The sequence below is a fragment of the Acidicapsa borealis genome (assembly GCF_059115245.1).
This window is the reverse complement of record NZ_JCACNY010000001.1, coordinates 3,280,201-3,306,339: the sequence shown is the minus strand read 5'-3', so window position 1 is coordinate 3,306,339 and position 26,139 is coordinate 3,280,201. Positions and strand designations below refer to the sequence as shown.

The window sequence follows — 26,139 nt, the reverse complement described above, 5'->3', positions numbered from 1 at the left end:
GTTTCAATCAGGGGAGTTTCAGGCGATGCATAGAGTGAAGGCGACGTTGGCTCGATATAGTGCGTTGACGCTGGTAGCAGGGACTCTTGCCGGCATCGCCGTTTCCTTCGAGGTTGGACATGTGCTCGCCGCTCAGCGGAAGGATCAGCCTGCGGTGCCAGCGCGTAAGGACTGGCCAGTCTATGGCGGGAGCAACGCAAGCGACCGTTATTCTCCCTTGCGGCAAATCAATCGAGACAATGTGAAGCTGCTGAAGCAGGCGTGGATATTCGATCTGCACGAAACAGGCGGGCTCCAGACCAATCCACTCGTCATCGGACGACTGTTGTTTGCTTACTCGCCAACGCAGAAGATCATCGCGCTCGATGCAGGCACAGGAAAGAAGATATGGCAGTTCGATCCGGGGGAGCCCGGACGGCAGCCTGCGCGTGGAATGTCCTACTGGACCGACGGGAAACGTAACATTCTGTTTGCCGGTGCGCTTACGAATCTGTATGCGCTCGACCCCGCAACGGGAAGGCCCATTGCCGAGTTCGGCGATGGCGGTCATATTGACCTGCGGAAGGATCTTACCGACGGCGATTACAGCAAGGGTTTTGTTGCGCTCACAACGCCAGGAATTATCTATAAAGACATGATCATTGTGGGCTTTCGTGCACCTGAGACACAGCCCGCACTGCATGGCGACATTCGTGCCTACGACGTCCATACCGGCAAGCTGCGGTGGATTTTTCATACGATCCCGCATCCGGGCCAGGAAGGCTATGAGAGTTGGTCCAAGGACGCGTGGAAGGTGACGGGCGCGGCCAATAATTGGACAGGGATGGCGCTGGATGAAAAGCGTGGGATTGTCTACGCGCCGACCGGCTCCGCAGTAAATGATTTCTATGGTGCGGACAGGGCGGGCGATGATCTCTATGCCAATACGTTGCTCGCTCTTGATGCCAACACGGGAAAGCGCCTTTGGCACTTTCAGGGTGTACATCACGATATCTGGGATCGCGACTTTCCTTCTCCTCCAACTCTGGTCACGATTCGATCCAACGGGAAGATGGTGGATGCAGTTGCGCAGACGACAAAGCAGGGATTCCTCTTTCTATTTGACCGCGTGACCGGTGCGCCACTATTCCCGATCAGTGAAAAGCCATTTCCAGCCTCAACAGTGCCGGGCGAGTACACCGCACCAACGCAGCCGATTCCGTCACTTCCCGCGCCATTTGCGCGGCAACTTCTCACCGCGGATATGTTGACGAACAGGACGCCGGAGGCACACGCGAATGCTGTGGCGCAATTCAAATCGATCCGCAGTGAAGGCCTCTTTATTCCATTCAGCGTTGGCAAACAGACGATCATCTTCCCAGGCTTCGACGGGGGCGCGGAATGGGGCGGCTCTGCATTCGATGCAAAGACTGGCGTCATCTACGTGAATGCAAACGATGTTCCGTGGACCGGCAGTTTGATGGAGACAAGGACTGGTGGGGGTGCGGGGTCGATCGTGTATCAAAGCCAGTGTGCCCTTTGCCACGGCTCAGACCGCACCGGCTCACCGCCTGCGTTTCCCTCGCTCATCGATGTGCAGAAACACATGACAGATGCGCAAATCATCGAGGTGATTCATGCGGGGAAAGGCCGTATGCCATCCTTTCCAAATGTGGAAGCTTCCGGGCTCAATGCGCTTCTCGATTATTTGAAAACGGGAGTGGAGGCGCCGGGCGCTGTGCGAGCGACTGTGGTGAAGTACGGAGATCGAACAGAGATTGGCGGCGCAAAGGTTTACGACCACAACTGTGCCCTTTGCCATGGGGAAGATATGCAGGGGGCTCCGTCGAATTACCCTGGGATCCTGGGAGTAAGGGACCGCCTCACGGACGATCAGATTCTCACGATCATTCACAATGGCAAGGGCCGCATGCCTGCGAACGCCAAACTCAGTCAGTCCGATACGGCTGCACTACTTCGTTTCCTTAATAAGAGTTCGGCGCCTTTATTGCCCACTCGAGCTACGATGACCTCCGACAAGACTGAGGCTGAATCGACAAAGGCTGATCCTGCGGAACAGCCTAAGTACCAGTTCACGGGGTACAAGAAATTCCAGGATCAGGATGGCTATCCTGCGGTCGTGCCGCCATGGGGCACACTCAATGCCATTGATCTGAATAGTGGAAAGTATCTATGGAAGATTCCTCTTGGTGAGTATCCCGAACTCGCTGCCAAGGGATTGGCAAACACGGGCAGCGAAAACTACGGCGGACCGGTAGTGACCGCAGGGGGCATTGTCGTCATTGGAGCAACGATCTTCGACAACAAGATTCGCGCCTTCGACAGCAAGACGGGGAAGCTTCTCTGGGTGGGAGACCTTCCCTATGCCGGGAATGCCACGCCTGCGACTTACATGGTGGATGGCAAGCAGTTCATCGTGATTGCTGCAAGTGGACAGCGCAATCCAAAAGGGCCGCAAGGTGCCGCGTACGTGGCGTTTGCACTGCCTTAGGGCATCAGAAAGGCTTGAGTTCGCTGACTATTCGGTTCCGAGGTCAGCTCCGCAAAAACTCGCCTTCACTGCCGCTGCTAGAGGAACTTGCCGGCTTTCTCAATATCGATAGATTGATTCATCGCAGGCAACCTGCGCCAGGGGTCACGCTTGAGCCGCTGCTTCCAAGTGTCGAAGTCGGCCACACGAAAGACTGGCCGCTCCTTTGCATCTAATTCGGACCAGTCCAACGGCATTGAGACACTCGCGCCGGCCCGGGCACGGGGTGAAAATGCGGCCACGGCGGTGGCTCCACGTTCGTTCCTGAGATAGTCGATATATATTCGCCCTTTGCGAGCGGCTTTGTTCATCTTAGTCAAATAGAGCTCGGGTGACTGGCGTTCCAACGCCAGTGCAACGGAATGTGCGTATTGCTTGATCGTGGCCCAGTCATGTTCCGGAGCGATTGGAACAACGATATGCAGGCCTTTGCCTCCCGTACTCTTCAAGAAGCTATCGAGGCCAAGCTTCTTCAGGAGCGCCCGCGTCTGCTTCGCGGCGCCGGCCAGTGTCTGCCACGAAATTGTTTCGTCGGGGTCGAGGTCAATCACGATCCGGTCAGGGTGCTCAAGATCATTGTTCTGCGAACCCCAAGGATGCAGTTCAAGCACTCCCATCTGCGCCAAGGTGGCGAGGGGTTCTCTCGTCGACAAAGTAATGTACGGCTCTTGCTTGCCGGTCTTCTTGTCCGGAACCTGAATCGTTTCGATGCCCGGCGGCAAGGTCGAATTAGTGTGCTTTTGAAAGAAGCATGGCTTGGTTGCGCCATCCGGGCAGCGTACAAGCGACAACGGCCGATTCGTAATCTGCGGAAGAATATAGTCGGCGATCGCCCAATAGTAGTCGGCGAGTTGCTGCTTGGTAAGGCCTGACTCCGAATCAAGGATCTTGTCGGGATGGGTGAGACGGACTGCGGCGTGAGCTGGTCCCGGACTCCCAGAAAAATCGTGCGTTTCGCCAGCGCTGGAACCCACTTTGGCCGCAGTTTTCGAGTGTGTCTTATGAGTGGCAGTCAGAGGCGAGTCGATTGCATCTTCTCGACGTACTTCCATGGGGGACTTGTCCTCTCTGAGAGCCTTGAAGGCTGCTTGTCGTACAAGCTTATCTGATGTCCATGTCGCGAAGCCCACCTCAGCCACCAACTCAGGCCGCACCCAGATCACTCCGCGGCGGAGCGCTGGCGAGATATCGGTAAACGCGGATTTGGTCACCCGCAATTTCTCAAGCCGGTCGCGGAGAGAGCGATGTGTCTTCTGAGTGAAGCCCGTGCCCGTGCGACCCGCATAGATCAGTCTTCCATGGTCATCGTAATAACCGAGCAATAGTGCTCCCACTCCGTGGATCCCATTGGAGGGTAGTGTGAATCCTCCGATGACAAATTCCTGCTCGTGTGAGCACTTCGTCTTGATCCAGCTGCTGCTTCTTCCAGACACGTACTTACCAGATGCGCGCTTTGAAATAATCCCTTCAGCGTGCAAGCCGCAGGCCTTTGCGAATACGATCGAGCCGTCCATATCCACGTCTTCGCTGAATCGCACGATGCTCTTCTCACCGCCGATGGGTACAATCAATTTGGATAGGATCTCTTTCCGCTTGATGAACTCCGCTCCACGAAGATTGTGACCCTCGAGGTGGAGCAGATCAAAGGCGAAATAGGTCAGTACATGCTGCTCTCCCTCGCGAAAAGAAGCCTGCAGATTGGCGAAGCTTGTTGTTCCGTCTGGGAGAAGCACGACAACCTCGCCGTCGAGGATTGCTTTTTCTGCTGGCAGCGTGGCGATCTCTGCTGCGATGTCCTTCATGCGATGTTTCCAGTCAAGGCCAGTCCGTGTGAGAAGACTCACCGTGTCGCCATTCTTGTGCGCTTGAATCCTATATCCGTCCAGCTTGATCTCATGAAGCCACCCCGGCTGGTCCGGCGGAGAGTTGGCCTGGACTGCAAGTTGCGGGGCAATGAACCCAGGCAATCGTTCCTTTGGGAAAGCAGTTAAGTCGAATGAGAGAGATTTGGCAGGCGTCTTCTTCGCATCACGCGGGGGCTTCGTACTTTTCGCTCGCTCTGCCGATAAGCCGTACTTCGCCCCTCCTTTGGAGTTCCAGACATGATCCTTCTGAGCAGCAATCTCTTCCATGCTTCTGCCCGTCAGGACACTCTCGGGAGCTTTCTCTGTGACCGCATCCTCATCTGCGGATTGCTCATAGGAATCATGTTCCTTGATGAGCAGCCAATTCGGCTTCTTCTCGTTGGCGGCCTTACCACCCATCCGCACCAGCGTCCACTTTCCTTTCATTTTGGTCCCATGCAGGATGAACTTGAGAGACCCATCTCGCAGGCCGGCATCGACGTCGGTGTGTCCCTCCTGTGGCTCCCAGGTGCCCGTATCCCACAGCAAGACGGTGCCGCCTCCGTACTGTCCTTGCGGAATGATGCCCTCGAAGCCGCCATATTCAATGGGATGATCTTCCACCTGTACTGCAAGGCGCTTGTCCGAGGTGACGTAGCTTGGTCCTTTCGCAACTGCCCAACTTTTCAGAACGCCATTCCATGCAAGCCGGAAATCATAGTGCAGGTGAGAGGCCGCGTGCTTCTGGATCACGAAGGGCAGGGAACTGGCCCTAGCTTTTGCTCCGGGCTTGCTCTTGACTGTGCCGGCCGGTTCTGCCGTCACTGAGAAGTCTCGCATGGACCGATACTTCTCGAGCTGCCTGTCCACAAGGTTCGATGACTGGTGCTGAGAGATCCGCTTCGTAACCATGGTCTATGCCAATCTGCGTTTTGAACTTGTCTTTGTGGACTTGGCCTTCGAAGCTCGACTCGAACCGGGCTTTGGTGGAGGGGGAAAATCAAGCTTCTTTCCAGGCGATTTGCTGCCACCGGCCTTAACACTCGGATCTTTTATTCCGGAGGGCTTTGAGTCTGCCTGAACTGACTTCCGCAGGGCGTCCATCAGGCTAACCACCTTTGTGGATTTCGGCGCAGTGGATCTTTCCTTCGGAGCAGGGGTGTGTTTGATCTTCGCTTCGACCATGGCTCTCAAGGCAGTTTCGTATTCATCGGAATATCTGGAAGCATCGAAGGACTTGGCTTTACGCCCGATAAGTTCTTTGGCAAGGGCCAGTTGGTCTTTGTCCACTGCGGTCTTTCGAATACTGCCAAAATACTCCGCGGCGTCGCGCAGCTCCTCGGCATATCGAAGCGTGTAGGCCATCATGCCAGCCTCGTCGTCTGTCGCCGGAGCGGAGATGGCGACCAAATGCTCGCGGCCACCGAAGGCGATCTTTCCAACGGCAATTTTGCCTGTCGACTGCATGGCCTTACGTACGACCGCGAAGGCCTCTGTCTGAGATGCACTGTCAGGCGTTACAAAGTATGGCTTTTCAAAATACTTGAGATCGAGTTCAGCCATATCGACAAACTGCTCGACGGTAAACGTCTGTCGCGAGGGAATTCGAAGTTGCTCGATATCTTCGGATTCGACCGTGACATACTCGCCCTTGCTGTATTCATAGCCCTTGACGATGTCATCCTTATCGACCGGCTGATCGTCCGCCGTCACATTCAGGTGCTTGATGCGCTCCCCTGTCTTGCGACTGAGTTGGTGGAAGTGAATCTCGCCCTTGGCTTCCGTTGCCGGAAATAACTGAATGCCGAAGGACACGAGCGATAGTTGGAATTGGCCTGACCAGAAGGGGCGCATCATGCATGAGACTCCGTAATTGCTTGGACGCATCCCACTGTTGCTGAGATGTATCAATAGTTTGCACTCAATCAATGAAATTCAGAAACGTCGAAGTTTTGTGCTGACCGGCAGACTGATCGACTCCCTTTAGCCCGCCGAACAACCTAACCGCCGATCTGAGTCTCCTAATAGAGTGAGATTGCAAATATGGAGACTTTCATGCGGAAGTGGCCATCTTCCACCTACCGAGTTCAACTGCATGGTGGTTTCAACTTTGAAGACGCAGCGGGCATCGCGGACTACCTGGCAAAGCTGGGGGTCACGCATCTCTACGCCTCACCCTATTTGCAGAGTGCACCGGGCAGCACGCACGGATACGATCTAGCTGACTTCGCAATCGTCAATCGTGAGTTGGGCGGAACACAAGCGCACGCAAAATTATGCCGGCAATTGCGCGAATGTGGCCTTGGACAGATTCTTGACATCGTACCGAATCATATGTCGCTCTCGCAAAATAACCCCTACTGGATGGATGTGCTCGAGAACGGCAAAAAGAGCCGCTATGCCAACTACTTCGACATCGATTGGCATTCGACTGAAGGACGTCTCCGCAACAAGATTCTGCTTCCGATCCTCGAAGACCAGTATGGCGTAGTTCTTGCTGGTGGAACGATTCGCTTGGTCCGCCATGAAGAGCGATTTGAAATCGAACTGAACGGCATGCTCATGCCGGTTGCATCCTCATCCATGTCTGTGTTCCTTGCACCTGCGGCACAGGCTCTGCGATCGGAGAAGCTCGCCTTCCTCGCGGACTCTTTCGGCCTCTTGGCGACTCCGCCTGATGAGGATCCTTCCACGGCATCCAAGGCACAGCGTGATTGCAGAGTACTTCTCGATACCTTACATGCATATCTTGCCGACAACGAGGAAACATTCAAGGCGATTGATGACGCGATCGCTGCAATCAACGCTGACATTGACGCGCTCGATGCTTTCTTGCAACTACAGCACTATCGCTTGGCGTACTGGAAAGCGGCAGATCAGGACCTTGGATACCGGCGCTTCTTCGATGTCAATTCACTGATCGGTATGCGTGTCGAAGATGAGAATGTATTCCTTGACACGCATAGACTCATCCTTCAATGGCTTGATTGTGGAGTGTTGGATGGAGTCCGGATCGACCATGTGGATGGACTCTTGGACCCGCAGCAATACCTACAGTGGCTGCGGGACGCTGCCCCGGGTGCGTGGATCGTCGTGGAGAAAATTCTGGCAAGAAATGAGGAATTGCCATCGTCGTGGCCGGTACAGGGCACCACAGGTTACGAATTTCTGAATCTCGTCAACGGTCTCCTCATATCTCCGGAAGGTCTGACGAGCCTCGATGAAAAGTACAGGGAAGATTTCGGGCAGAACATCGACTTCTCTGCTCTTGTTCATGACAAGAAAGTGGCCGTCACTGTTGAAGGATTAGGAAGCGACGTCAACCGTTTGACTTCTATCTTCCTGCGGATTTGTGAGTTGGATCGCAATCACCGGGACCATACCCGTGCCGAGATTCGCCACGCTATTCGTGAGATAGCAAGTTGCTTCCAAATCTACCGAACCTACGTTTCTCCGAGTCGTGATGAGATTTCGGAATTGGATGCTGCGGTTATCCAGAGTGCGATCGACGTTGCTGCAGGGTATCGACCCGATATTGACAGAAGTCTGTTCGATTTCATCGCGGACGTTTTGTTATTAAGACGTAAGGGCCAATTTGAGTCTGAGTTCCTTCAACGCTTCCAACAGTTCACGAGTCCGGTAATGGCTAAGGGGCTTGAGGACAGCGCATTATATTGCTACAACCGTCTGATCGGTTTGAATGACGTCGGATCAAATCTCGCCGATCCAATTGTATCGATGGATGACTTTCATCGAGCGAATTCGATGGCCCAGAAATCTCATCCGTACCGTATGATCACGCTGACCACCCATGATACGAAAAGAGGCGAGGACGTACGCGCAAGGCTGGCTGTTCTCACAGAAATTCCTCTCGATTTTAGGTCTGCGGTTCGACGATGGTCTCAGATGAATGCGGTTCATCGAACCAACGGTCAACCCGATCCGAATACGGAGTATCTGTACTACCAGACACTGATTGGCGCGTGGCCGATAGACGTGGATCGCGCAGCCGCTTACATGGAAAAGGCAACCCGCGAAGCCAAACAACAGACATCCTGGACCCAGAACAACAAGCAGTTCGAAGATAGTCTGCGGAACTTCATCCAGGCGACTCTGGCTAGCAGGAGTTTCTGTGAAGAGCTATCGCGTTTCGTCAAGAGAATCGATTATGCCGGTCGCGTCAACTCACTGACACAGACGCTCCTGAAGTACACGGTGCCAGGAGTGCCTGATCTCTACCAGGGCAGCGAGTTGTGGGATCATCGGCTCGTAGATCCGGACAATCGCAGTCCGGTAGACTTCCCGAAACGTCGCCAACTTCTGGATGATCTATCGACTCTTAGCGCTTCTCAGGTCATGCAGCGAATGGATGACGGAATGCCTAAGCTGTGGACGATCCATCGGGCACTGGCGACCCGGCGCAGATTTCCAGAATGCTTTGATGCTTCGGGCACCTACACGCAACTGAGTGTATCGGGCAAGCGATGCGAGAGCGTCGTCGCATTTAGCCGTGGAGACTCTGTTGCAACAGTTGTTCCCCGGTTAGCGATGAGCCTCAACAAAGAGTGGAAGGACACAACGGTCGTTCTTCCCGAGGGAACTTGGGCGAATGCCCTCACGAACGAGTTGATCGGTGGCGGCGCTGTTCGAATCGCTGAACTTCTCTCCGCATTCCCGGTAGCGCTACTCACAAAAGAGGAAGACTAATGCATCGATTCTCGGTTTGGGCGCCAAAAGCTGAATTCGTGGCTGTGCAGGTTGACGAGGAACTGATCCCGATGTCGAGCGATCCGCATGGTTATTGGTCCGTTGAAGTCGATCAGGCTCATCATGGATCAAATTATGCTTTTTTGTTGGACGAGGACGTACAGCCATACCCTGATCCTCGCTCCAACTGGCAACCTCAGGGCGTGCATGGGGCTTCTCGCGTTCTCGACCACGAGCGTTTCCGTTGGCATGACGAACGTTGGTCGGCCCTGCCATTGTCGGAGGCCGTGATTTATGAGCTTCATATTGGCACATTCACGCCTGAAGGAACCTTCGTAGCAGCGATAGGAAAGCTACCTTATCTGCGCGATCTTGGAATTACTCACGTTGAACTGATGCCGGTGAACTCGTTTCCGGGTAGGTGGGGATGGGGGTACGACGGAGTAGCACTCTTCGCACCCCAGGAAGAGTATGGCGGGCCGGATGGGCTCAAGCAGTTGGTTGATGCTTGTCATGAGGCTGGGCTCGCCGTCTTGCTGGATGTCGTCTACAACCACTTTGGACCTGATGGAAATTACACCGGAAAATTTGGTCCTTACATCACGGAGAATCATGGAACTCCGTGGGGTGGCGCGGTGAACTTCGAAGAGGACGGCAGTGCGGAAGTGAGGCGATTCTTCTGCGACAACGCGTTGATGTGGCTGCGTGACTATCACATCGATGGATTACGGCTGGATGCTGTGCACGCCTTCGTTGACCGCTCAGCCATCCATTTCCTAGAGCAGCTCTCAACCGAGGTTGCGGAACTCTCAAGTCAACTAGGCAGCTCTCTGGTGCTGATCGCAGAAAGCGATCTGAATGACCCTCGGATTGTCGCACCGCGAGAACCGGGCAGCAACGGATATGGCATTGATGCGCAGTGGAGCGATGACTTCCATCATGCGCTGTTCGCGCTGCTCACCGCAGAACGCCGTAGCTACTACAGCGACTTTGGCTCGCTTGCCCAACTTGCAAAATCGCTCAAAGATGTCTACGTCTTCGATGGTGGCTATTCCGAATACCGCGGACGTCATCATGGACGTCCCTTGCAGGACTTGAGCGCTCATCATTTCCTAGGTTATATCCAAAACCACGATCAGATCGGGAACCGCGCCTATGGGGACAGGCTGCATGCAATCGTCGGAATGCGCAAAGCGAAACTTGCTGCGGCGATGGTGATGACTGCGCCATTTGTCCCCATGATCTTTCAGGGGGAAGAGTTTGCAGCATCGTCACCCTTTCTGTACTTTGCCGATCACCAGGATCCTGACCTGGCCCGCGCAGTCTCTGAGGGGCGGCGGCGCGAACATGCTCCTGATGGCGCGTGGGACTCAATCCCAGACCCTGAGTCTGAAGAAACATTTGAGTTGTCGAAGTTGCATTGGAGCGAGGTAGCTGATGTTGACCACGCTGCAATGCTGGATTGGTATCGCGCTTTGATCAGCTTGCGCCAGAACAGCGAAGACCTGCGGGATGGCCGTCTCGAGAACGTCAAAGTGGACTTCGACGAGTCGAAGAACTGGCTCCGGTTGCAGCGCGGGCAGATGCAATTGTTCTTCCATTTCGGCAGTACTGAGCTCAACCTGCCTTTCGATGACAACGTCCGCTTGCTTCTCACTTCCGATCCAAATGTTCGCCATGAACAGGGAGAAGTCACGCTCGCAGCGGAGTGCTTCGCTGCATTTTCAATGGTACCGAACGTGATATAGACAGTTGCATGGGATCGAGTGAACGATCTTTCCGCTGGAGCAGATGATCGGGAACATATTGGATGTGCCGTGCCAGCGCAAAGCCATGCATGGCCGTCGGTCAGGACGGATCGTATTCTATCTCTTGCGCTTCAGTCAGAAACGATCGCGTACCGCGCGCTCTATTTTTTGGTGGATATCTTCGTCGGTTAGGCCTGCAGGGTCGAAAAAGTGGCTCAGAGCAAGACCGTCAAGCAAGGCTCCAAACGATGCAATCATCCGGCGGCGCTCAGTGGGATCTTCAATTGCGAGTTCGGGGACCAGCTCCAGTTTGCGCCTCGTGCCTTGATCGCACATCGCGGCACACAACTCGGCCAGCCTGCGCTGCTTGTGCGGCCTCCGTGCGGCATACAACTTGAACTCGACATAGAGCAATGCGCGCTGCCGGTCGTGAACAAGAGCCTCCAACTGTTCCGTCAGGACAGCTATGCGCTCCTCGGACGAGGAATCTGATCGCAGCTTTCGATGGTATGCGGCATCGTCCAGAACAAGATCCTGCGCGATGAGCGCGAAGAAGAGATCTTCTTTGTCTTCAAAGTGATCGTAGAGTGCGCCGCGAGTTTTACCAGCGGCCTCTGCAATATCCTGCAGGTGCGCTGCCTCGAAGCCATCTCTTGCAAACACGAGTCTGGCCGCCTGCAGCAGTTCCTGCCGCGTCCGAATTGCACGCTCCTGGGTAGGATTCCCGGCCGGACTTCTCGCAGGGGTACGCTTCGCATGCTGCTTTCGTGAATCCACCGCTGCCCGAGTCGCATCCATAGTACAAACATACATCCGTGTATGGTTTTCTGCACGCGACCGCGAGACAACAATCAAGGAGTTTTATGCGTTTTTATACGAGCCGCCCCGCCGCGCAAGCGAGCGTCAGCGACCGCAACATCCAGATGACCGCGGGCCTGGCGCTCTCCGCTGCAATGATTTTCATTCTGACAGGCTGTGAAAAGAAACAGGCGCCGCCAGCCATGGGCCCCATGCCAGTATCCGTAGTCACCGTTCAGGCAAGTGATGTGCCCTTGCGGAATGAGTGGGTTGGCACTATGGACGGCTATGTGAACGCCCAGATTCAGCCGCAGGTAAGCGGTTATCTCATCAAGCAGGACTACCGTGAAGGCTCCGTGGTCAGCAAGGGCCAGGTACTGTTCGAGATCGATCCGCGTCCGTTCCAGGCCGCTCTTGATCAAGCACAAGGGCAGGTCGGCCAGGCACAGGGTGCATTGGGACAGGCGAAGGCGCAACTAGAGCTTGCTGAGATCAACGTAAAACGTGATACGCCCCTGGCCGAACAGCATGCCATCGCGCAGAGCACGCTCGACAACGACAAGCAGACCGCCGCGCAGCAGGAGGCCAATGTCCACGCGGCTGAAGCGCAGATCGCCACTGCCCAGGCGGCCGTGGAAACCGCCAGGCTGAACCTTGGATTCACTCAGGTTCGTTCACTCATTTCAGGCGTGGCCGGCCAGGCAACGACTCAGGTTGGCAATCTTGTAAGCCAGCAATCGGTACTCACCTCGGTCTCGCAGATGGATCCTATCAAGGTGTACTTCTCCATCAGCGATAGTGAGTATTTGTCTTTGTCCAATCTCAGCGGTACTAAGAGCAGCGATCTGCTCAGCAGCTCCGCAAACCTGCCACTGACGCTCACGTTGTCGAACGGCGACAAGTATCCGAAGCAGGGTCATATCGTCTTCGTCGATCGCCAGTTGAACGCACAGACTGGCGCCATTCGAATCGCAGCGGCATTCCCAAACCCCGGCAATCTTCTCCGTCCCGGACAGTTTGGCCGCGTCTCGGCAGAGACCCACGTGCAGCATAATGTCATCCTTGTTCCGCAGGCTGCGATTCAGGAGCTGCAGGGTACGCAGCAGGCATTCATCGTCGGCCCGGACAACAAAGTGAAAGTCGTCAATGTAAAGCTCGGTGCACAGGTCGGAACCAACTGGGTCGTTGAAGGCGGACTGCCTGCGGGCTCACAGGTGATCGTCGACAACCTTCAGAAACTTCGTGAAGGTGTGCCTGTCTCTCCCCACGCCGCACAAGCACCCGCGGCGAACGATGCGGCCGGGAGGTAAGCATGTCGAAATTCTTTATTCGCAGGCCCATTGTGGCCATCGTCATCGCTATTCTCACTACGATCATCGGCGTTGTAGCCATGCTTACGCTGCCGACTGCGCAGTTTCCTGATATTGCGCCACCGGAAATTCAGATCCAGGCTAACTACGCAGGCGCTGATGCAAGAACCTTGCTCCAGTCTGTCTCCACGCCGCTCGAACAGCAGATCACCGGCGTCGACAACATGCTGTACATGTACTCGGTTAACGCCAATAACGGACAGTCACAGATCTTTGTCGACTTCGACGTTAAGACGAATCCGGACACAGACCAGATTCTGACGCAGCTCCGCGTATCGCAGGCACAGGCGCAGTTGCCTGTGCAGGCAACTGCGGGCGGCATTACGGTGCAGAAGTCGCTCACGTCACCACTGATGATCGTGGCTCTTTCATCGCCGAACAACCAATATGATGCGACGTTTCTTACCAACTATTCGATCATCAAACTGCAGGACGAAATTACGCGTGTACCCGGCGTGGCTCGCGTGCAGGTATTCGGCGGTCAATATGCACTGCGTGTGTGGGTTCAGCCAGACAAGCTGGCAAAGCTCGGCGTAACCGCGCCCGAAGTCATCGCTGCCCTGCAGACACAGAACAACGTGAATCCTGCCGGCCAGGTTGGCGGCGATCCTGCACCAAAAGGTCAGCAGTTCACCTACACTGTTCGTACCGAGGGCCGCCTCGTCACTCCCGAAGAATTTGGCAAGATCGTCATTCGTGCCAACGCAGACGGCTCGGTGCTTCATCTGAGTGACGTTGCCCGCATCGAACTGGGCCAGCAGTTTTATACGCTCAATGGGCGCTACAACAAGGCTCCAGCCGGCGTCTTTGGCGTCTATCAGCTTCCCGGTTCAAACGCCGTTCAAGTAGCCAAGCAGGTGACTGCGCGGATGGAAGAACTCTCGCACAGCTTCCCGTCCGGACTGAAGTACGATATCCCGCTCGATACTACAAAGGCCGTGACCGCCGGCTTGCGTGAAATCGTAATTACGCTCATCGAAGCGCTCGTGCTCGTTGTGGTGGTCGTATACATCTTCCTGCAGGGGTGGCGCGCAACGCTCATCCCACTGCTGGCCGTGCCGGTTTCCTTGATCGGTACCTTTATCATCTTTCCGTTGCTCGGCTTCTCGATCAATACGCTGTCACTCTTCGGATTAGTGCTGGCGATCGGACTTGTCGTCGATGACGCCATCATTGTTGTCGAAGCGGTCGAGCACCATATCGATGAAGGGATGGATCCGAAAGAAGCAACCATCAAGGCAATGGAAGAGGTCGGCGGTCCGGTAGTCGCCATCGCGCTCATTCTTGCCGCGGTGTTCATTCCGACAGCAGCAATTCCAGGCATCACCGGCCGACTGTATCAGCAGTTTGCCATCACCATTGCGATCTCGGTACTCATCTCTGCATTCAATGCGTTGACGCTCAGCCCGGCACTCGCCTCGCTGCTGCTCAAGCCCAAGGACAAGGAGAAGAAGAAGGGCCTTCTCGGACGTTTCTTCGGGTGGTTCAACCGCTTCTTTGGCAGAGCCACGGACAACTATGTATCCACGTCCAGTGTGCTGCTTCATAAGGCCGGTTTCTCAATGCTTGCACTCGTAGCTGTCGGCATCATTGCGGTGCTGCTGGGCTCACGCCTGCCCACGGGCTTCATCCCGACCGAGGATCAGGGCTACGCATTCGTTGCGTTGCAGCTTCCGGACGCCTCCTCTTTGCAACGGACCGATGAGGCTGCTCTTAAGGTGTCTGACGCTCTCTTGAAGACGCCAGGCATTCGCGGCGTCATTCAGGTCAACGGCTTCAGCCTGCTTACGCAGACACAGAGCACAAACACTGCATTCTTCTTCGTCGCGTTGAAGGACTGGGACGTGCGCAAGTCAAAGGAGGAGCAGTTCAAAGCGATTCAACTCAATATCGCCAAGCAACTGGCGATGAATCCGGATGGCATTGCCTTCAGCTTCCCGCCGCCGTCGATCCCTGGCGTTGGCACCTCCGGCGGCGTAACGTTTGTTCTCGAAGACCGCTCGGGCAACGACGATCCGATGTATCTCACGAAAAACCTTGGCGCGTTCCTTGGCGGCTTAAAGGGCCATCCTGAGATCGCTGCCGCCGTTCCCGCATACCTGCCCGCTGTGCCGCAGATTTATGCTGAGGTGGACAAGGACAAGGTTGTTCAGCAGCAGGTGCAACTCTCGGATGTCTACGCAACTATGCAGACATTCATGGGCGGCTACCTCGCAAACTACTTCAACCGCTTCGGCCGCCAATGGCAGACCTACGTTGAAGCAGAGTCAAATACTCGAAGCAAGATCGAGAATATCAACCAGTTCTATGTAAGAAGCGCCAACGGAGGACAAGTCCCTCTGGCATCGCTGGTCAACATCAAGAAGATCAACGGGCCGGAGTTCATTCTCCGCTTCAATGAATACAACGCTGTCCAGATCACCATCGTTGGCGCGCCCGGTTTCAGCTCCGGGCAGGTCATGAAGGCGCTCGAGGCGACGTTCCATCAGACGATGCCAGGCGATATGGGCTTCGATTACTCGGGCATGTCCTACCAGGAGGATAAAGCTGCCAAGGGACTGCCTTCCTGGGTTGTCTTCGCACTCTCGCTGCTGTTCGTGTTCCTGATTCTCGCAGCCCAATATGAGAGCTGGACGCTGCCGTTCAGCGTACTTCTCAGCACACCGGTTGCCATTCTCGGTGCATACGTTGCATTGAATGTCCGCGCTCTCGAGAACGACGTCTTTGCGACGATCGGTCTGATCATGTTGATCGGCTTGTCTGCAAAAAATGCCATCCTCATCGTCGAGTTTGCGAAAACGAACTATGAGAATGGACAGAGCATTGCCGATGCTGCGTTACACGCAGCACGGCTTCGTCTCAGGCCAATCATCATGACGGCACTGGCCTTCATCTTCGGCTGCTTGCCGCTATGGTTTGCCTCGGGTGCCGGTGGCGTCTCGCGGCAGATTCTCGGTACGGTTGTAGTCGGCGGCATGTTGCTTTCAACAGCGCTCGGCATCCTCTTCGTACCAGTAACCTTTGCGTTCGTCGAATACGTTTCGCATCGCTATGGCAGGGGAGGGAAGGGCACCACGATGGACTCCAAGCCCGACATCGATCCTGTCGAACTCGGCAGGCGGGCAGGCATCAACCAGCCGCCGACCAAGGGAGGCCACGCTTGAGCAACGTTATGAATAGGACAGCCGCACTACTGGCGTGCACCGTAGCTTTCACTCTGGCCGGTTGCAATGTTGGACCCAAATACTCGCGCCCGCAGGCTCCTGCGCTGCCGGCATATCGCGGCGCAGATGAAGCCGCCGTCTCCAGCGATCCTAAGGATTCGCTAGGCGACCAAAAATGGAGTGAGGTCTTCCGCGAGCCGGAGCTACAGGACCTCGTCCGCCAGGCACTGGTGAACAACTACGACCTGCGCGTGGCAGCTCAGCGCGTCCTCGAAGCGCAGTCGCAGGTCCGAATCACACGAGCGGGACAGTTCCCTACGCTCAGCGTGGGAGGTACCGGCATCGGCGCTGATCTGCCGGACTCGCTATCGAAGACACTCGGAAGTAATCCCCTGGCCGAAGGCAGCTTGAATCTTTCGGCGACATGGACTCCTGATTTTTGGGGCCTTTATCGCAAGCAAACTGAAGCCGCACGTGATCAGCTGCTCTCACAATCATGGGCGCAGCGTGCTGTGCGCGTGACGCTGGTCAGCGAGGTTGCTACATCTTACTTCACGCTTCGTTCGCTCGATCAGCAGCTTGAGGTAGCGAAGCAAACCCTCAAGGCCCGCCAGGACTCAGTCGACCTGACAAACCGGCTCGAGAAGGGCGGGTCCGCACCGCTTTCGGACGTCCGCCAGGCAGAGCAGTTGCTCTACACTGCTAGCGCACAGATCCCGCAGTTGGAAGAGCAGATCCAGCAGCAGGAAAACACGATGAGCCTCCTTCTGGGTAAAGTGCCGGGACCGGTTGCACACACCGACCCATCCGCGCTTTCTCCCGTTCCGCAGGACCTGCCAGTCGGCATTCCGTCGCAACTGCTTGAGCGGCGGCCCGACATTCAGGAGGCAGAGGCACAGCTGAAGGCATATAACGCGCAGGTTGGCGTTGCGAAGGCGCAATTCTTCCCGCAGCTCTCGATCAGCGCTTCGGCCGGCGTCGGTGGTGACAGCCTTTCCAGTATTTTCGATCCTGCAGGGAAAACCATCTACGGGCTCGGCAGTCTGGCGCAGCCGATCTTTGAAGGCGGCAAACTACGCGGCCAGTTAGAGCTCTCGAAGCAACAGAAAGAAGAGGCGATCCTCACTTACCAGAAGACTATCCTGACTGCTTTTCGCGACGTTTCGAACTCATTGATCGCCGTCAACAAGCAGCATTCCACACGCGCCGAACAGCAGAAACTGGTTGAAGCAGCACAGGATGCAACCCGTCTGGCCCGCATCCGCTATCAGGCCGGCTCCACGAGCTACCTGGAAGTGCTCACGACGGACACGAACCTCTATAACGCACGCCTCAACCTCATCAATGCGGAACAGAACGAAGCACTCGCCCTCGTCCAACTCTACCAGGCACTCGGCGGCGGCTGGCAAGAATAGTCCACTTCAAACTTCCCAGCGTACATCCAAGAGCGCAGGTTCGCCGGCAATGGCCGCCTGCGCTCTTTATCCCCTGAATGAATTCCATTCGCGCGAAAAATACCTGCCGCCATCGGGCGCAGCGCATTGGTCAGCGACGTTTGGCTTAATGCCGCTGCGATGGTAAACTCGTAGTTGGTAACTGCTTGCAGAGCCACGGAGAGTTGGCAGAGCCCGGTTGAATGCACCTGACTCGAAATCAGACGTAGTCGAAAGGCTACCGGGGGTTCGAATCCCTCACTCTCCGCCATTAATTTAAGTGATTGAAATTAGTGGTTTTATAAGAAACCTCGGTTTGCTCCCAGTATCGCTACCGATTATTTCTACCCATTGAGCGCCGTTCGCGGCCCCTCGCCGGTATTTGGCCTGTAGGCTCAGTACGATGCGAAGTCTTACCAAGCTATATCTGAGGGTCCGTTGCGCTTCCGGAGCTTGGATCTAGGCAAAACCAGCTCGATCATCCAATCACAAATTCAAGGCTCCGTATGGCGTCAGCAAGCCAACCAGAACCAAGGATACCGTTTATGCCTGAGTTCATCGCCAGCGGGATTGTTCCGCCATCCCCAACGTCATACGGCACCTGACCTGACGGATCAAGCGTGACCTCAAGTTGGCCGAAATACATATTGACGACCATAAGTTGATCGACTCCCTCATCGCGAGGAAACCAACGTTCTCCTTCGGGAAATTCATGAAGATTCTCCGGACGCCCCGCTCAGAGACAGTACCAAATAGACGTTTCCGGTTTCCAGATTCACGGAAGCCCTCTTCGGGGGCTTTCTTTTTTGCTAAATTGCTCAAAGCGCGATACATCCCCACCGAAATTACGAGAATCAGATCAGTTAACAGAGGTGCAGGATGGCGCGTCCCTATTGGTCTGGTCAGGTTCAGATTTCCCTCGTCTCCTTCGGTGTGAGCCTTTACGTAGCAACCGAGTCGAAGAGCAATATCAGCTTTCATCAGATCAGCCGTTCTACTGGTGAGCGTGTCCGGCATCAGAAAGTGCTCGAGAGCGCAGCCGAGAGCGGAACGCAAACACCTGGAGCGGTTGTCGAGAAAGACGAAATCGTCAAAGGTTACGAGTACAGCAAAGGCCAGTACGTCATCATCGAGCCGAGCGAACTAGAGAATCTTCGGGTTCCATCAAAGCACACGATCGCGGTGTCTCAGTTTATCGAGCAGAGCGAACTGAACCCGGAATACGTGGAGAAGCCCTACTTTGTCGTTCCCGAAAACGATGCTCAAACTGAGGCTTTTGCTGTGGTCCGGCAAGCATTGGTTAACTCCGGCAAAGTCGCTATCGGCAAGATTGCATTCTCTGGCAGAGAACACATCTTTGCTCTCACTCCAGCCGGAACGGATGGTCGGGGGATGATGGGCTATACGCTCCGCTACCAGAGCGAACTCAGAAATCAAAGGGACTACTTCCGCGACATAAGAGACACTGCGATCAGCGAGGACTCTCTGGAGATGGCTGAAGCACTCATTTCCAAGAAGTCGGCGAAATTCGACCTTGGTAAATTTGAGGACGGTTACGAAGTCGCTGTGAAAGAGCTGGTAGACGCGAAGGTCAATCACCTACCCATTCCGAGGGACGAAGCACTACATGTTGCCTCCGGTAAGATCGTGAGCTTGATGGATGCGCTGCGAAAGAGTTTAGGAGAGAAATCGGCGAGCGTACCCAAGAAGCCAGTCGTCAGCGAAAGGTCACCTGTCCGTAAAGGTATCGGGCTTGTGAAAACATCGGCGAAGTCGGCAACCAAGCGCAAGTCGGCATAAGAGAATCTGCTACGAAATCGTACTGTACGCTAAGCCAGCGAGTTGTTAGGCGCGCGATTGCTCCACTGTTATCTGCCGCCGGTCAGTTCCTGGCGTGCAGCGGCGAGCGCTCCCGCAATCACCTGGTGCATGTCGTAGTACTTATACCGCGCCAACCTGCCGCCGAAGATCACATTCGGCAACTCATTTTGCAGAGCCGCATACTTGGCGTACATCTCCCGGTCTCCATCAAAATTTACTGGATAGTAAGGCTGGTCAGCGTCGACGCAAGAAAATTCTTTTACGATTACCGTAGTGCCCTTATTCCACGGTCTTTCCAGGTGGAAGTGTTTTGGCTCATGGATGCGCGTCCACGGTGTGCTTTCGTCGGCATAATTCATCACTGAAATTCCCTGGTAATCCTCTACGTCCAACCGCTCCAACTCAAACCGCACGGAACGCCAGTTCAACCGCCCGTAGCAATAATCGAAGTAGCGATCGATCGGCCCTGTGTACACGACCTTGGTTGCTTTCTTTTCCCAGACCTCGCGGTCACTAAAGAAATCCACACCTAATGCGATGTCTACACCTTCCAGCATCCTTTGAAAGATAGGCGTATATCCCTCGAGGGGAATCCCTTGATACCGGTCATTGAAGTAGGCGTCGTGATAGGAATGACGAACCGGCAGACGGGTGATGATGCTGGCCGGCAAATCCTTTGGATCACACCCCCATTGCTTTCGCGTATAGCCGCGTATAAACGCTTCGTACAGCGGCTGCCCGATCAGGCTGATTGCCTGCTCCTCAAGATTCACTGCCCGACGCCCTGGCGTCCTCTGCGTATCCAGAAAGCCAGCAACCTCTTCTGGTTTCAGATTTGTACCAAAGAATGAGTTGATCGTTCCCAGATTGATGGGCATCGAATATACCTTGTGATTGTAGGTGCTTAGCACTCGATGCTGGTGTCGATTAAAAGCTGTGAAGCGGTTGATGTAGGTCCATGTCTCATGATCGTTGCAATGGAAAATGTGGCTACCGTACTTATGGATAGAAATGCCAGTGTCTTCAAAGTCATAGGTGTAACAATTGCCGCCGATGTGTTCCCGGCGTTCAATCATAAGCACGCTTTTACCATTTTCGCGGGCTTGTTGCGCGAAGACCGAGCCGAAAAATCCACTACCAACCACCAAATAGTCGTACACCACGGTCTAGCTCCTCACTGCTCTGAAAAAATTCGGTTGTACAGCAGGAGGCAAAGCCACCCGGGAAGGATTGAAGAACCTCACGAGTGGCGATACTCGTTACAGCTTGCACTGCTCTACAGAAGGTCAAAAGCGTTCATCTCAGGCAAAGAGATGGGGTTGATCATCGATCCTTCAGTCGGAGCCGGGCGCATCTCTCTGAAAGGACTGCGTGCCGCCTGCTTGGCATTTCTTTTGACCATCTGTGCGATCTGAATTTGTTCGCTCATGGATGACCATGTCGAGTCCCATGAGTGGCGTTCCAGGGTACGCGCCACACGTCGTATCCAGGAAGGTGTCGGTGAGCACAGAGCCGCATCCAGTGCCTTTGCAAATGCCTTCGCAGACTTTGCAATCGTTACCAGTCCTGAATCTCCGTAGTCTCGGACAACGTCATGGATAGGCGTAGACACGACCGGCTTTCCGGCAGCAAGATACTCCGGCGTCTTGGTAGGAGAGATGTAGCGGGTCGCATCATTCAAGGCAAAAGGCAGAATGGCCGCGTCCCAACCTGCTAAGTAACGCGGCAGATCGTCATAACTCTTTGACTCCAAGTAATGTATGTTGGAAGATAGCGGAAGTATCGAGCGATCGATCTTAACCACAGGGCCGAGCAAGACAAACTGCATTTCTGGCCGGAGCGTTGCCACTTGCGCCAACAGCGTGACATCCAAGCGCTCGTCGATCACTCCGTAAAAGCCAACGCGTGGATGAGGGATGCTCGACTGATCGGCAGGTTCCAACACGTCGGTACTTTTTGCCTTCGCAAAGTGTGAAACGTCGATTGAACTGCGATAGAGGTGCACGTTCTCGTGTCGGTTGCGTTTGGCCTCATATAAGCTCAAGCCACCGGTGAAGACGACATCGGCGATCTCAAGCAACTCCTTTTCACGCTGCAGTATCATTTTGGATGCACCCTGAAATGAGCTAAGTTCATCCATGCAGTCATAGACAGAGGCCTGCGGGTTCAGGTGCGCGGAAAACCCGACAGCCATTGGGGTGTAGTACCAACTTACGAAATCATTAATCGAAAAACGCAGCAGAAACTCATCGAGCAATTCACGCTGTCCCTCGTCACAGTCAATGCCCCAGGTTAAGTGAGGCCGTATTGTCCACAAGGTCGAAGATTCGTGCGAAACTTCCAGATGCTTTCCCAACCGTCCGTCGGGTAATACCGCTAACTCACCTGGTTGATGCCAAATAGGCTCTTCCCAGAAGAAGACGCGACGATCGACCGCTGCCCGCCGCAACAGATGCTGGGGCCTCTGGGTTACGAAGTCCCAACGAAGGTGGCTGAAGCATAGGATGTCTGCACGATCTGGCCGGATCTGCTCACTCTGCATGGCAAGTGATGGTTCGACGGATTGACCTAACAAGATGGAACCTCAGGGACAATAGGATGAAAAGAAAAATGGTTCGCAGTCGCTACCCATCTTTAGGGGTAGATGTAACTGGAAGAGTGCGAGTTGGACGCGCAAGAGAAATATCGACCAATAAGTTTGATATCAAAAAAAACTATCATACCCTGCATCCTTATGAGTCGCAGAGCGCATCTACGTACAGGTGTGACGCGGTGATTGCGCGGCCAACGAAGTACCTGACGCGAGGTTCTTTCGTTTTGAATATTGTGATTGTGTCTCCGCACCGGGACGATGCAGCTTTATCGTTAGGTCTAGCTGTGCAACATTGGTTGGCGCAAGGAGATGCTGTTGAAATCCTCAACTGTTTCACGCGCAGTGAATATGCTCCACTGGCACAGGGGATTTTCCTCGCTTCTCACGATCGTTGCACCACCGTTTCTGCACTAAGGGCAAACGAGGACGAGGCATGGTTGCGATTACATCCAGATGCACATCGATTACGTATCGTCGATCTGAACCTTGATGATGCGCCAATCCGCTTGCAGATACGCGATGATGAAGTTTGCTCGCAGACGGTCGCTGATCGTAGCTCTGAACAGTTGGTGCGTTCTGTGATCCTCCGTGCGGTTGAGAGTAGAAATCCGGATGCTCTCCTTCTACCTTTGGCGTTGGGGAATCATATTGACCACCTCGCCGCAAGGGACGCCGTATTACGCTCCGGTATATGCGCCTCACGTCCCTGTGCCTTCTATGAAGACCTGCCTTATGCCTCTCGTCCGGGGGTTGATGGACAAATTGAACAGGCAGCACAATCACTTGGATTACATTTAGTGGAAGCATTCGCTGGCCGGCAGCGCGACAGTGCCTCAGCTGTCGAGAGCAAGCGTCGATCAGCAATGTCCTACTCGTCTCAACTAGAAGCTTGCATTGTAAAGGACGTTGCTGAGTTCTGTGTCCGCTATGGCGGCAGGGAGCGCATTTGGGTTAACCACCTCTGGAGCAAGTCCCCACTGATGGATGTTGAGGAGCAAGTGGGCGGTCGCGTCGCATGATGACCGAAGCGCATTTTCAACCGGTTTCCCCCATCCTCGAAGGTAGAGCTCATCCTAACTGCAGGGCCTCGGTAATCATCCCCGCACGGAATGAGGAGCAGTCCATCCCGTCGGCCCTAGACGCGCTTGCGAACCAAGTCGATACGTCAGGACTACCCATGGAAAATACCAGCTATGAAGTGTTGCTTCTCCTCAACAACTGCACAGATGCATCGTTAGAGGTTGCAGCCCATTGGCGATGCGCACATCCCTCCCTGACCCTCCACATCGTCGAATGCGAATTGGAGCCAGAAGCTGCACACGTGGGGACGGCGCGGCGTATGTTGATGGACACGGCATGGCATCGGTTGAAGGATCAGCCACATCCACATTCCGGAATTCTCTCTACCGATTCCGACACGGTGGTAGCACCTGATTGGATCGCGCAAAATATGAAGGCTTTGGAGCAGGGAGCGCATGCCGTCGGCGGCGCAATCCAATTGAAGCCGGGAGAAATCGAAGCACTGCCACAAGGCGCCCGACGCGCCTATATCAACGATCGTCAGTATCAAAGGCTTGTTGCCGAGTTAGAGGATCTCCTGGACCCACAACCGGGCGACCCATGGCCGCGCCATCTGGAACACTTCGGAGCTTCCTTATCCTGTACGCCTAATGCCTATGAAGCAGCCGGCGGAATGCCGCCGGTGAAGCCTTTGGAAGATGTTGCGTTTGTTAACGCACTGCGGGCATCAGACGCACGGTTGCGTCATGATCCGAGCGTCATTGTCTACACCTCATCAAGGTTTGACGGGCGAGCGGAGATTGGGCTTTCGTTTCAACTGAGAGAGTGGCAACGTATGAGCGTGGAAAACGAACAACATGTCGTACCCACGACGGAGTGGCTAGCTCATCGTTTTCGATCGCTGTTCCAACTGCGCCGATTTTATCGCGAGGGTGAGTCTAAGCATGCCCGGTTGTATCCGAAGCACGTGCTGGCAGAGATGCGGGCTGTGCGAGAGGTCACTTCTTCTCTGGCCCAATTTCTAGGAGCAATCAACTGCGATCAGTTTATCGAGAACACGTTCAAGGGCGAACGTCACGGGCTTGTTTCAGACGTGAATGAGACCTTGTCTCAAGAGATTGAAATCCTTAGATCTGAGTCATTCAACGCATGTTGCGATGGCGCGACTGGCGAGCGATCTCAGCGACGCTCGAAAACGTCGATTCGATAACGTGGGTATCGCGACTGCCTGAGGAGCCGCCATTCAGGGCGCTGGATCCACGCCTCGTGCACCTCATCTCCTGTAAGCGGATAATCCTCTACCGGCGTCGTAAGATGCACGAGGATCGTATGATCACCTGACTTCTGATGCGATGCGATTTGTGTAGCAGCAAGTTCGAGCACCTCCCGGCTCCAGTAGTATGCAATCTCGCTGATAAGGACAAGCTGGAAGCACCCTGCCGGCATCTCGTGTGGCAACTGTGCGCGAATGAAGCGCACGTTGCTACTGCCCGCGCACCGGCGTCGGGCCAGTTCCAATGCTCGCTCTGATACGTCGATGCCTAACAGTTCATCGCAGCGTCGAGCGAGCTGTTGGGTAAGGACTCCAATGGAACATCCGATCTCAAGAGCGTTGATGTAATGATCAAGAGGAAGACTCTCCAGCGTATTGCGGTATTTGTCGGCTTCGTACTCACTGGCCTCAAAGTTCCATGGGTCCGGTGATCGATTGTAAATATCTTCGAAATAGGTTGGTGGAAGGGAACCATCTCTGAGGAAGTTCATCCACAAGCCGCTCTCTGTGCCACCCAGTCGTAGTCTGTTCCTGCGTAGAGATGCCCGGCCTACATCAGCCAGCGCTCGATCAGGCGATGGCTGCCTGAGATACATGGTCAAGTCTCGTATGATTCTTTCCAGCTTGCCGGGTCGAAGCAGACCGTGGGCGCCCATCCCCTGAATCACTTGCTGCATAACTGAAGTTGCTATGCGCTCGATCGCAAGGCGAGTCATGTTGGCACAGTCCACCATTTGCTCGGAAGCTACCTTATCAGCGCGAGTAGTGAAACATTCCTCGGCTATGTTTGCCGCTCGCTCAATCCACAAGACCACTTCCTGGACACAGATTGCCACCTGGCCTAGTCGCGCAACTTGGTAGGGATCATCTCCTCTTGCTGTCGCCAACAGCCAGTCTGCGAAGATCCGTTGCAACCGGATCACTGCCCCTCCCTGGACAGCCGCAAACCGAATAGCACCACCCCTGAAGAGAGGGTCAGCATAGAAGTCACCGGGATTGCCAATGAGATCTTCAGCGTCGATGGTTGCGCCTGAAAAATCGATGCTGAAACTCTCCGAAGCCTCCATGCCAAGGGGATTCCAAGAATCAGGGTCGAGCTTTATATCACTTTGTATATCGACAGACTCCATCCGTGGCAAAGTCATCTGCCAACCCCGTCCCTCCAACTCTGCAGTCACGATTGGCCGCTTTACAAACGCAGCACCGGACGCGAAAGTCTTGCCTCCTAAGAAGGAAAATCTTTCGCAATTCGGAATGAGTCGAAGAGGTTCTTTGCCACCCGTGTTCCATACGCCGAAAAGAAGTCCGCTCCCAGCATCTTCCGCAACACGCTTGAGTTGCGTATCGGTCCCGAAAGCTGCAAGGAGAATCAATGCATTGACGTGGCCTTCATAGAGCCGTCCGAGAGCGAGGTCAGCTCCTCCGATCAAGGACATCAACCTCATCAACGGAAGATGACCACCTGCCTCTGTGCCAAGGCCCAGCCCGAAAAAACGCTCAGGCAAAGGTGCCGTCAACAAACCCAGTTCCGCCATTTGTTTCAGGTCTGAAAGAGGAGCCCCGTTGGCTCCCACGTTGGGGCGCGCAGCAATTGAATTCGCAAAATCCTGAGCAGCCGAAAGCAGGTCTGCAGTCTTGCGATCCCGGCTGATAAAGCTCGGCGGCGGGGAATCCGGGTGGCCATTGCGGCGTGCCAGGCGAGGCTCTGCTGAAACCACGAGGGACTGGCCCATTTCAGCCTCATGCGCAGTTGCGGCATCAAAACCAGAATGCATCAAGTGGCTCCGTGGATATACCGGTTGAGGTGAGCTCAGATTTCAACACCGCTTGCGCAGCAA

At 54.8% G+C, this 26,139-nt stretch carries 16 protein-coding genes and 1 tRNA gene; 10 read left to right on the top strand and 7 right to left on the bottom strand.

The window, feature by feature from the left end:
- Positions 1 to 25: 25 nt before the first annotated feature.
- Positions 26 to 2,491: a c-type cytochrome gene (locus AC5S27_RS13555; protein ID WP_493935092.1), complete on the top strand. Its 2,466-nt coding sequence runs from the start codon at positions 26 to 28 to the stop codon at positions 2,489 to 2,491.
- A 77-nt stretch (positions 2,492 to 2,568) separates the two neighbouring features.
- Here AC5S27_RS13555 and ligD read toward each other — a convergent pair whose 3' ends face one another.
- Both ligD and ku (AC5S27_RS13545) read right to left on the bottom strand, forming a co-directional pair.
- Positions 2,569 to 5,286 (bottom strand): DNA ligase D, encoded by a 2,718-nt coding sequence (gene ligD, locus AC5S27_RS13550; RefSeq protein WP_493935091.1) that lies wholly within the window; start codon positions 5,284 to 5,286, stop codon positions 2,569 to 2,571.
- Positions 5,287 to 5,289: 3 nt separating this feature from the next.
- On the bottom strand, positions 5,290 to 6,231 hold the full coding sequence (gene ku, locus AC5S27_RS13545) for a non-homologous end joining protein Ku (RefSeq protein WP_493935090.1): 942 nt from the start codon (positions 6,229 to 6,231) through the stop codon (positions 5,290 to 5,292).
- Positions 6,232 to 6,429: 198 nt separating this feature from the next.
- Between ku (AC5S27_RS13545) and treY the strand changes: the two genes are divergently transcribed.
- Positions 6,430 to 9,081, top strand: coding sequence for a malto-oligosyltrehalose synthase (gene treY, locus AC5S27_RS13540; protein WP_493935089.1), 2,652 nt, complete (start codon positions 6,430 to 6,432; stop codon positions 9,079 to 9,081).
- On the top strand, positions 9,081 to 10,829 hold the full coding sequence (treZ, locus tag AC5S27_RS13535) for a malto-oligosyltrehalose trehalohydrolase (RefSeq protein ID WP_493935088.1): 1,749 nt from the start codon (positions 9,081 to 9,083) through the stop codon (positions 10,827 to 10,829). Before treY ends, treZ begins: the two co-directional genes overlap by 1 nt.
- A gap of 135 nt (positions 10,830 to 10,964) precedes the next feature.
- Here the strand turns inward: treZ and AC5S27_RS13530 are convergent, their stop codons facing one another.
- On the bottom strand, positions 10,965 to 11,627 hold the full coding sequence (locus AC5S27_RS13530; protein WP_493935087.1) for a TetR family transcriptional regulator: 663 nt from the start codon (positions 11,625 to 11,627) through the stop codon (positions 10,965 to 10,967).
- A gap of 65 nt (positions 11,628 to 11,692) precedes the next feature.
- On the opposite strand from AC5S27_RS13530, the gene AC5S27_RS13525 reads away from it, so the two are divergent.
- From AC5S27_RS13525 to AC5S27_RS13510, 4 genes are all read left to right on the top strand, one after another.
- Positions 11,693 to 12,937: an efflux RND transporter periplasmic adaptor subunit gene (locus AC5S27_RS13525; RefSeq protein ID WP_493935086.1), complete on the top strand. Its 1,245-nt coding sequence runs from the start codon at positions 11,693 to 11,695 to the stop codon at positions 12,935 to 12,937.
- Positions 12,938 to 12,939: 2 nt separating this feature from the next.
- A complete protein-coding gene (locus AC5S27_RS13520) occupies positions 12,940 to 16,161 on the top strand; it encodes an efflux RND transporter permease subunit (protein WP_493935085.1) in 3,222 nt (1,073 codons plus the stop codon).
- Positions 16,162 to 16,169: 8 nt separating this feature from the next.
- Positions 16,170 to 17,576: an efflux transporter outer membrane subunit gene (locus tag AC5S27_RS13515; protein ID WP_493935084.1), complete on the top strand. Its 1,407-nt coding sequence runs from the start codon at positions 16,170 to 16,172 to the stop codon at positions 17,574 to 17,576.
- A gap of 197 nt (positions 17,577 to 17,773) precedes the next feature.
- Positions 17,774 to 17,865 (top strand) — tRNA-Ser (locus tag AC5S27_RS13510).
- Between the two features lie 207 nt (positions 17,866 to 18,072).
- Here the strand turns inward: AC5S27_RS13510 and AC5S27_RS13505 are convergent.
- Positions 18,073 to 18,252 (bottom strand): hypothetical protein, encoded by a 180-nt coding sequence (locus AC5S27_RS13505; RefSeq protein WP_493935083.1) that lies wholly within the window; start codon positions 18,250 to 18,252, stop codon positions 18,073 to 18,075.
- Positions 18,253 to 18,473: 221 nt separating this feature from the next.
- On the opposite strand from AC5S27_RS13505, the gene ku (AC5S27_RS13500) reads away from it, so the two are divergent.
- Positions 18,474 to 19,394, top strand: a complete 921-nt coding sequence (ku, locus tag AC5S27_RS13500; protein WP_493935082.1) for a non-homologous end joining protein Ku — start codon at positions 18,474 to 18,476, stop codon at positions 19,392 to 19,394.
- A 68-nt stretch (positions 19,395 to 19,462) separates the two neighbouring features.
- Here the strand turns inward: ku (AC5S27_RS13500) and glf are convergent, their stop codons facing one another.
- Both glf and AC5S27_RS13490 read right to left on the bottom strand, forming a co-directional pair.
- On the bottom strand, positions 19,463 to 20,575 hold the full coding sequence (glf, locus tag AC5S27_RS13495; RefSeq protein WP_493935081.1) for a UDP-galactopyranose mutase: 1,113 nt from the start codon (positions 20,573 to 20,575) through the stop codon (positions 19,463 to 19,465).
- A 116-nt stretch (positions 20,576 to 20,691) separates the two neighbouring features.
- Positions 20,692 to 21,990 carry a glycosyltransferase gene (locus AC5S27_RS13490; RefSeq protein ID WP_493935080.1) on the bottom strand — a complete coding sequence of 433 codons (1,299 nt, stop codon included), beginning with the start codon at positions 21,988 to 21,990 and terminating at the stop codon, positions 20,692 to 20,694.
- Positions 21,991 to 22,025: 35 nt separating this feature from the next.
- On the opposite strand from AC5S27_RS13490, the gene AC5S27_RS13485 reads away from it, so the two are divergent.
- Entirely contained in the window at positions 22,026 to 23,027 is a 1,002-nt protein-coding gene (locus AC5S27_RS13485) for a PIG-L family deacetylase (RefSeq protein WP_493935079.1), read from the top strand.
- On the top strand, positions 23,024 to 24,238 hold the full coding sequence (locus AC5S27_RS13480; RefSeq protein WP_493935078.1) for a glycosyltransferase family 2 protein: 1,215 nt from the start codon (positions 23,024 to 23,026) through the stop codon (positions 24,236 to 24,238). The genes AC5S27_RS13485 and AC5S27_RS13480 overlap by 4 nt, the downstream gene beginning before the upstream one ends.
- Here the strand turns inward: AC5S27_RS13480 and AC5S27_RS13475 are convergent.
- A complete protein-coding gene (locus AC5S27_RS13475; protein ID WP_493935077.1) occupies positions 24,208 to 26,076 on the bottom strand; it encodes an SAM-dependent methyltransferase in 1,869 nt (622 codons plus the stop codon). The two genes, AC5S27_RS13480 and AC5S27_RS13475, sit on opposite strands and share 31 nt — an antisense overlap.
- Positions 26,077 to 26,139: the final 63 nt, after the last annotated feature.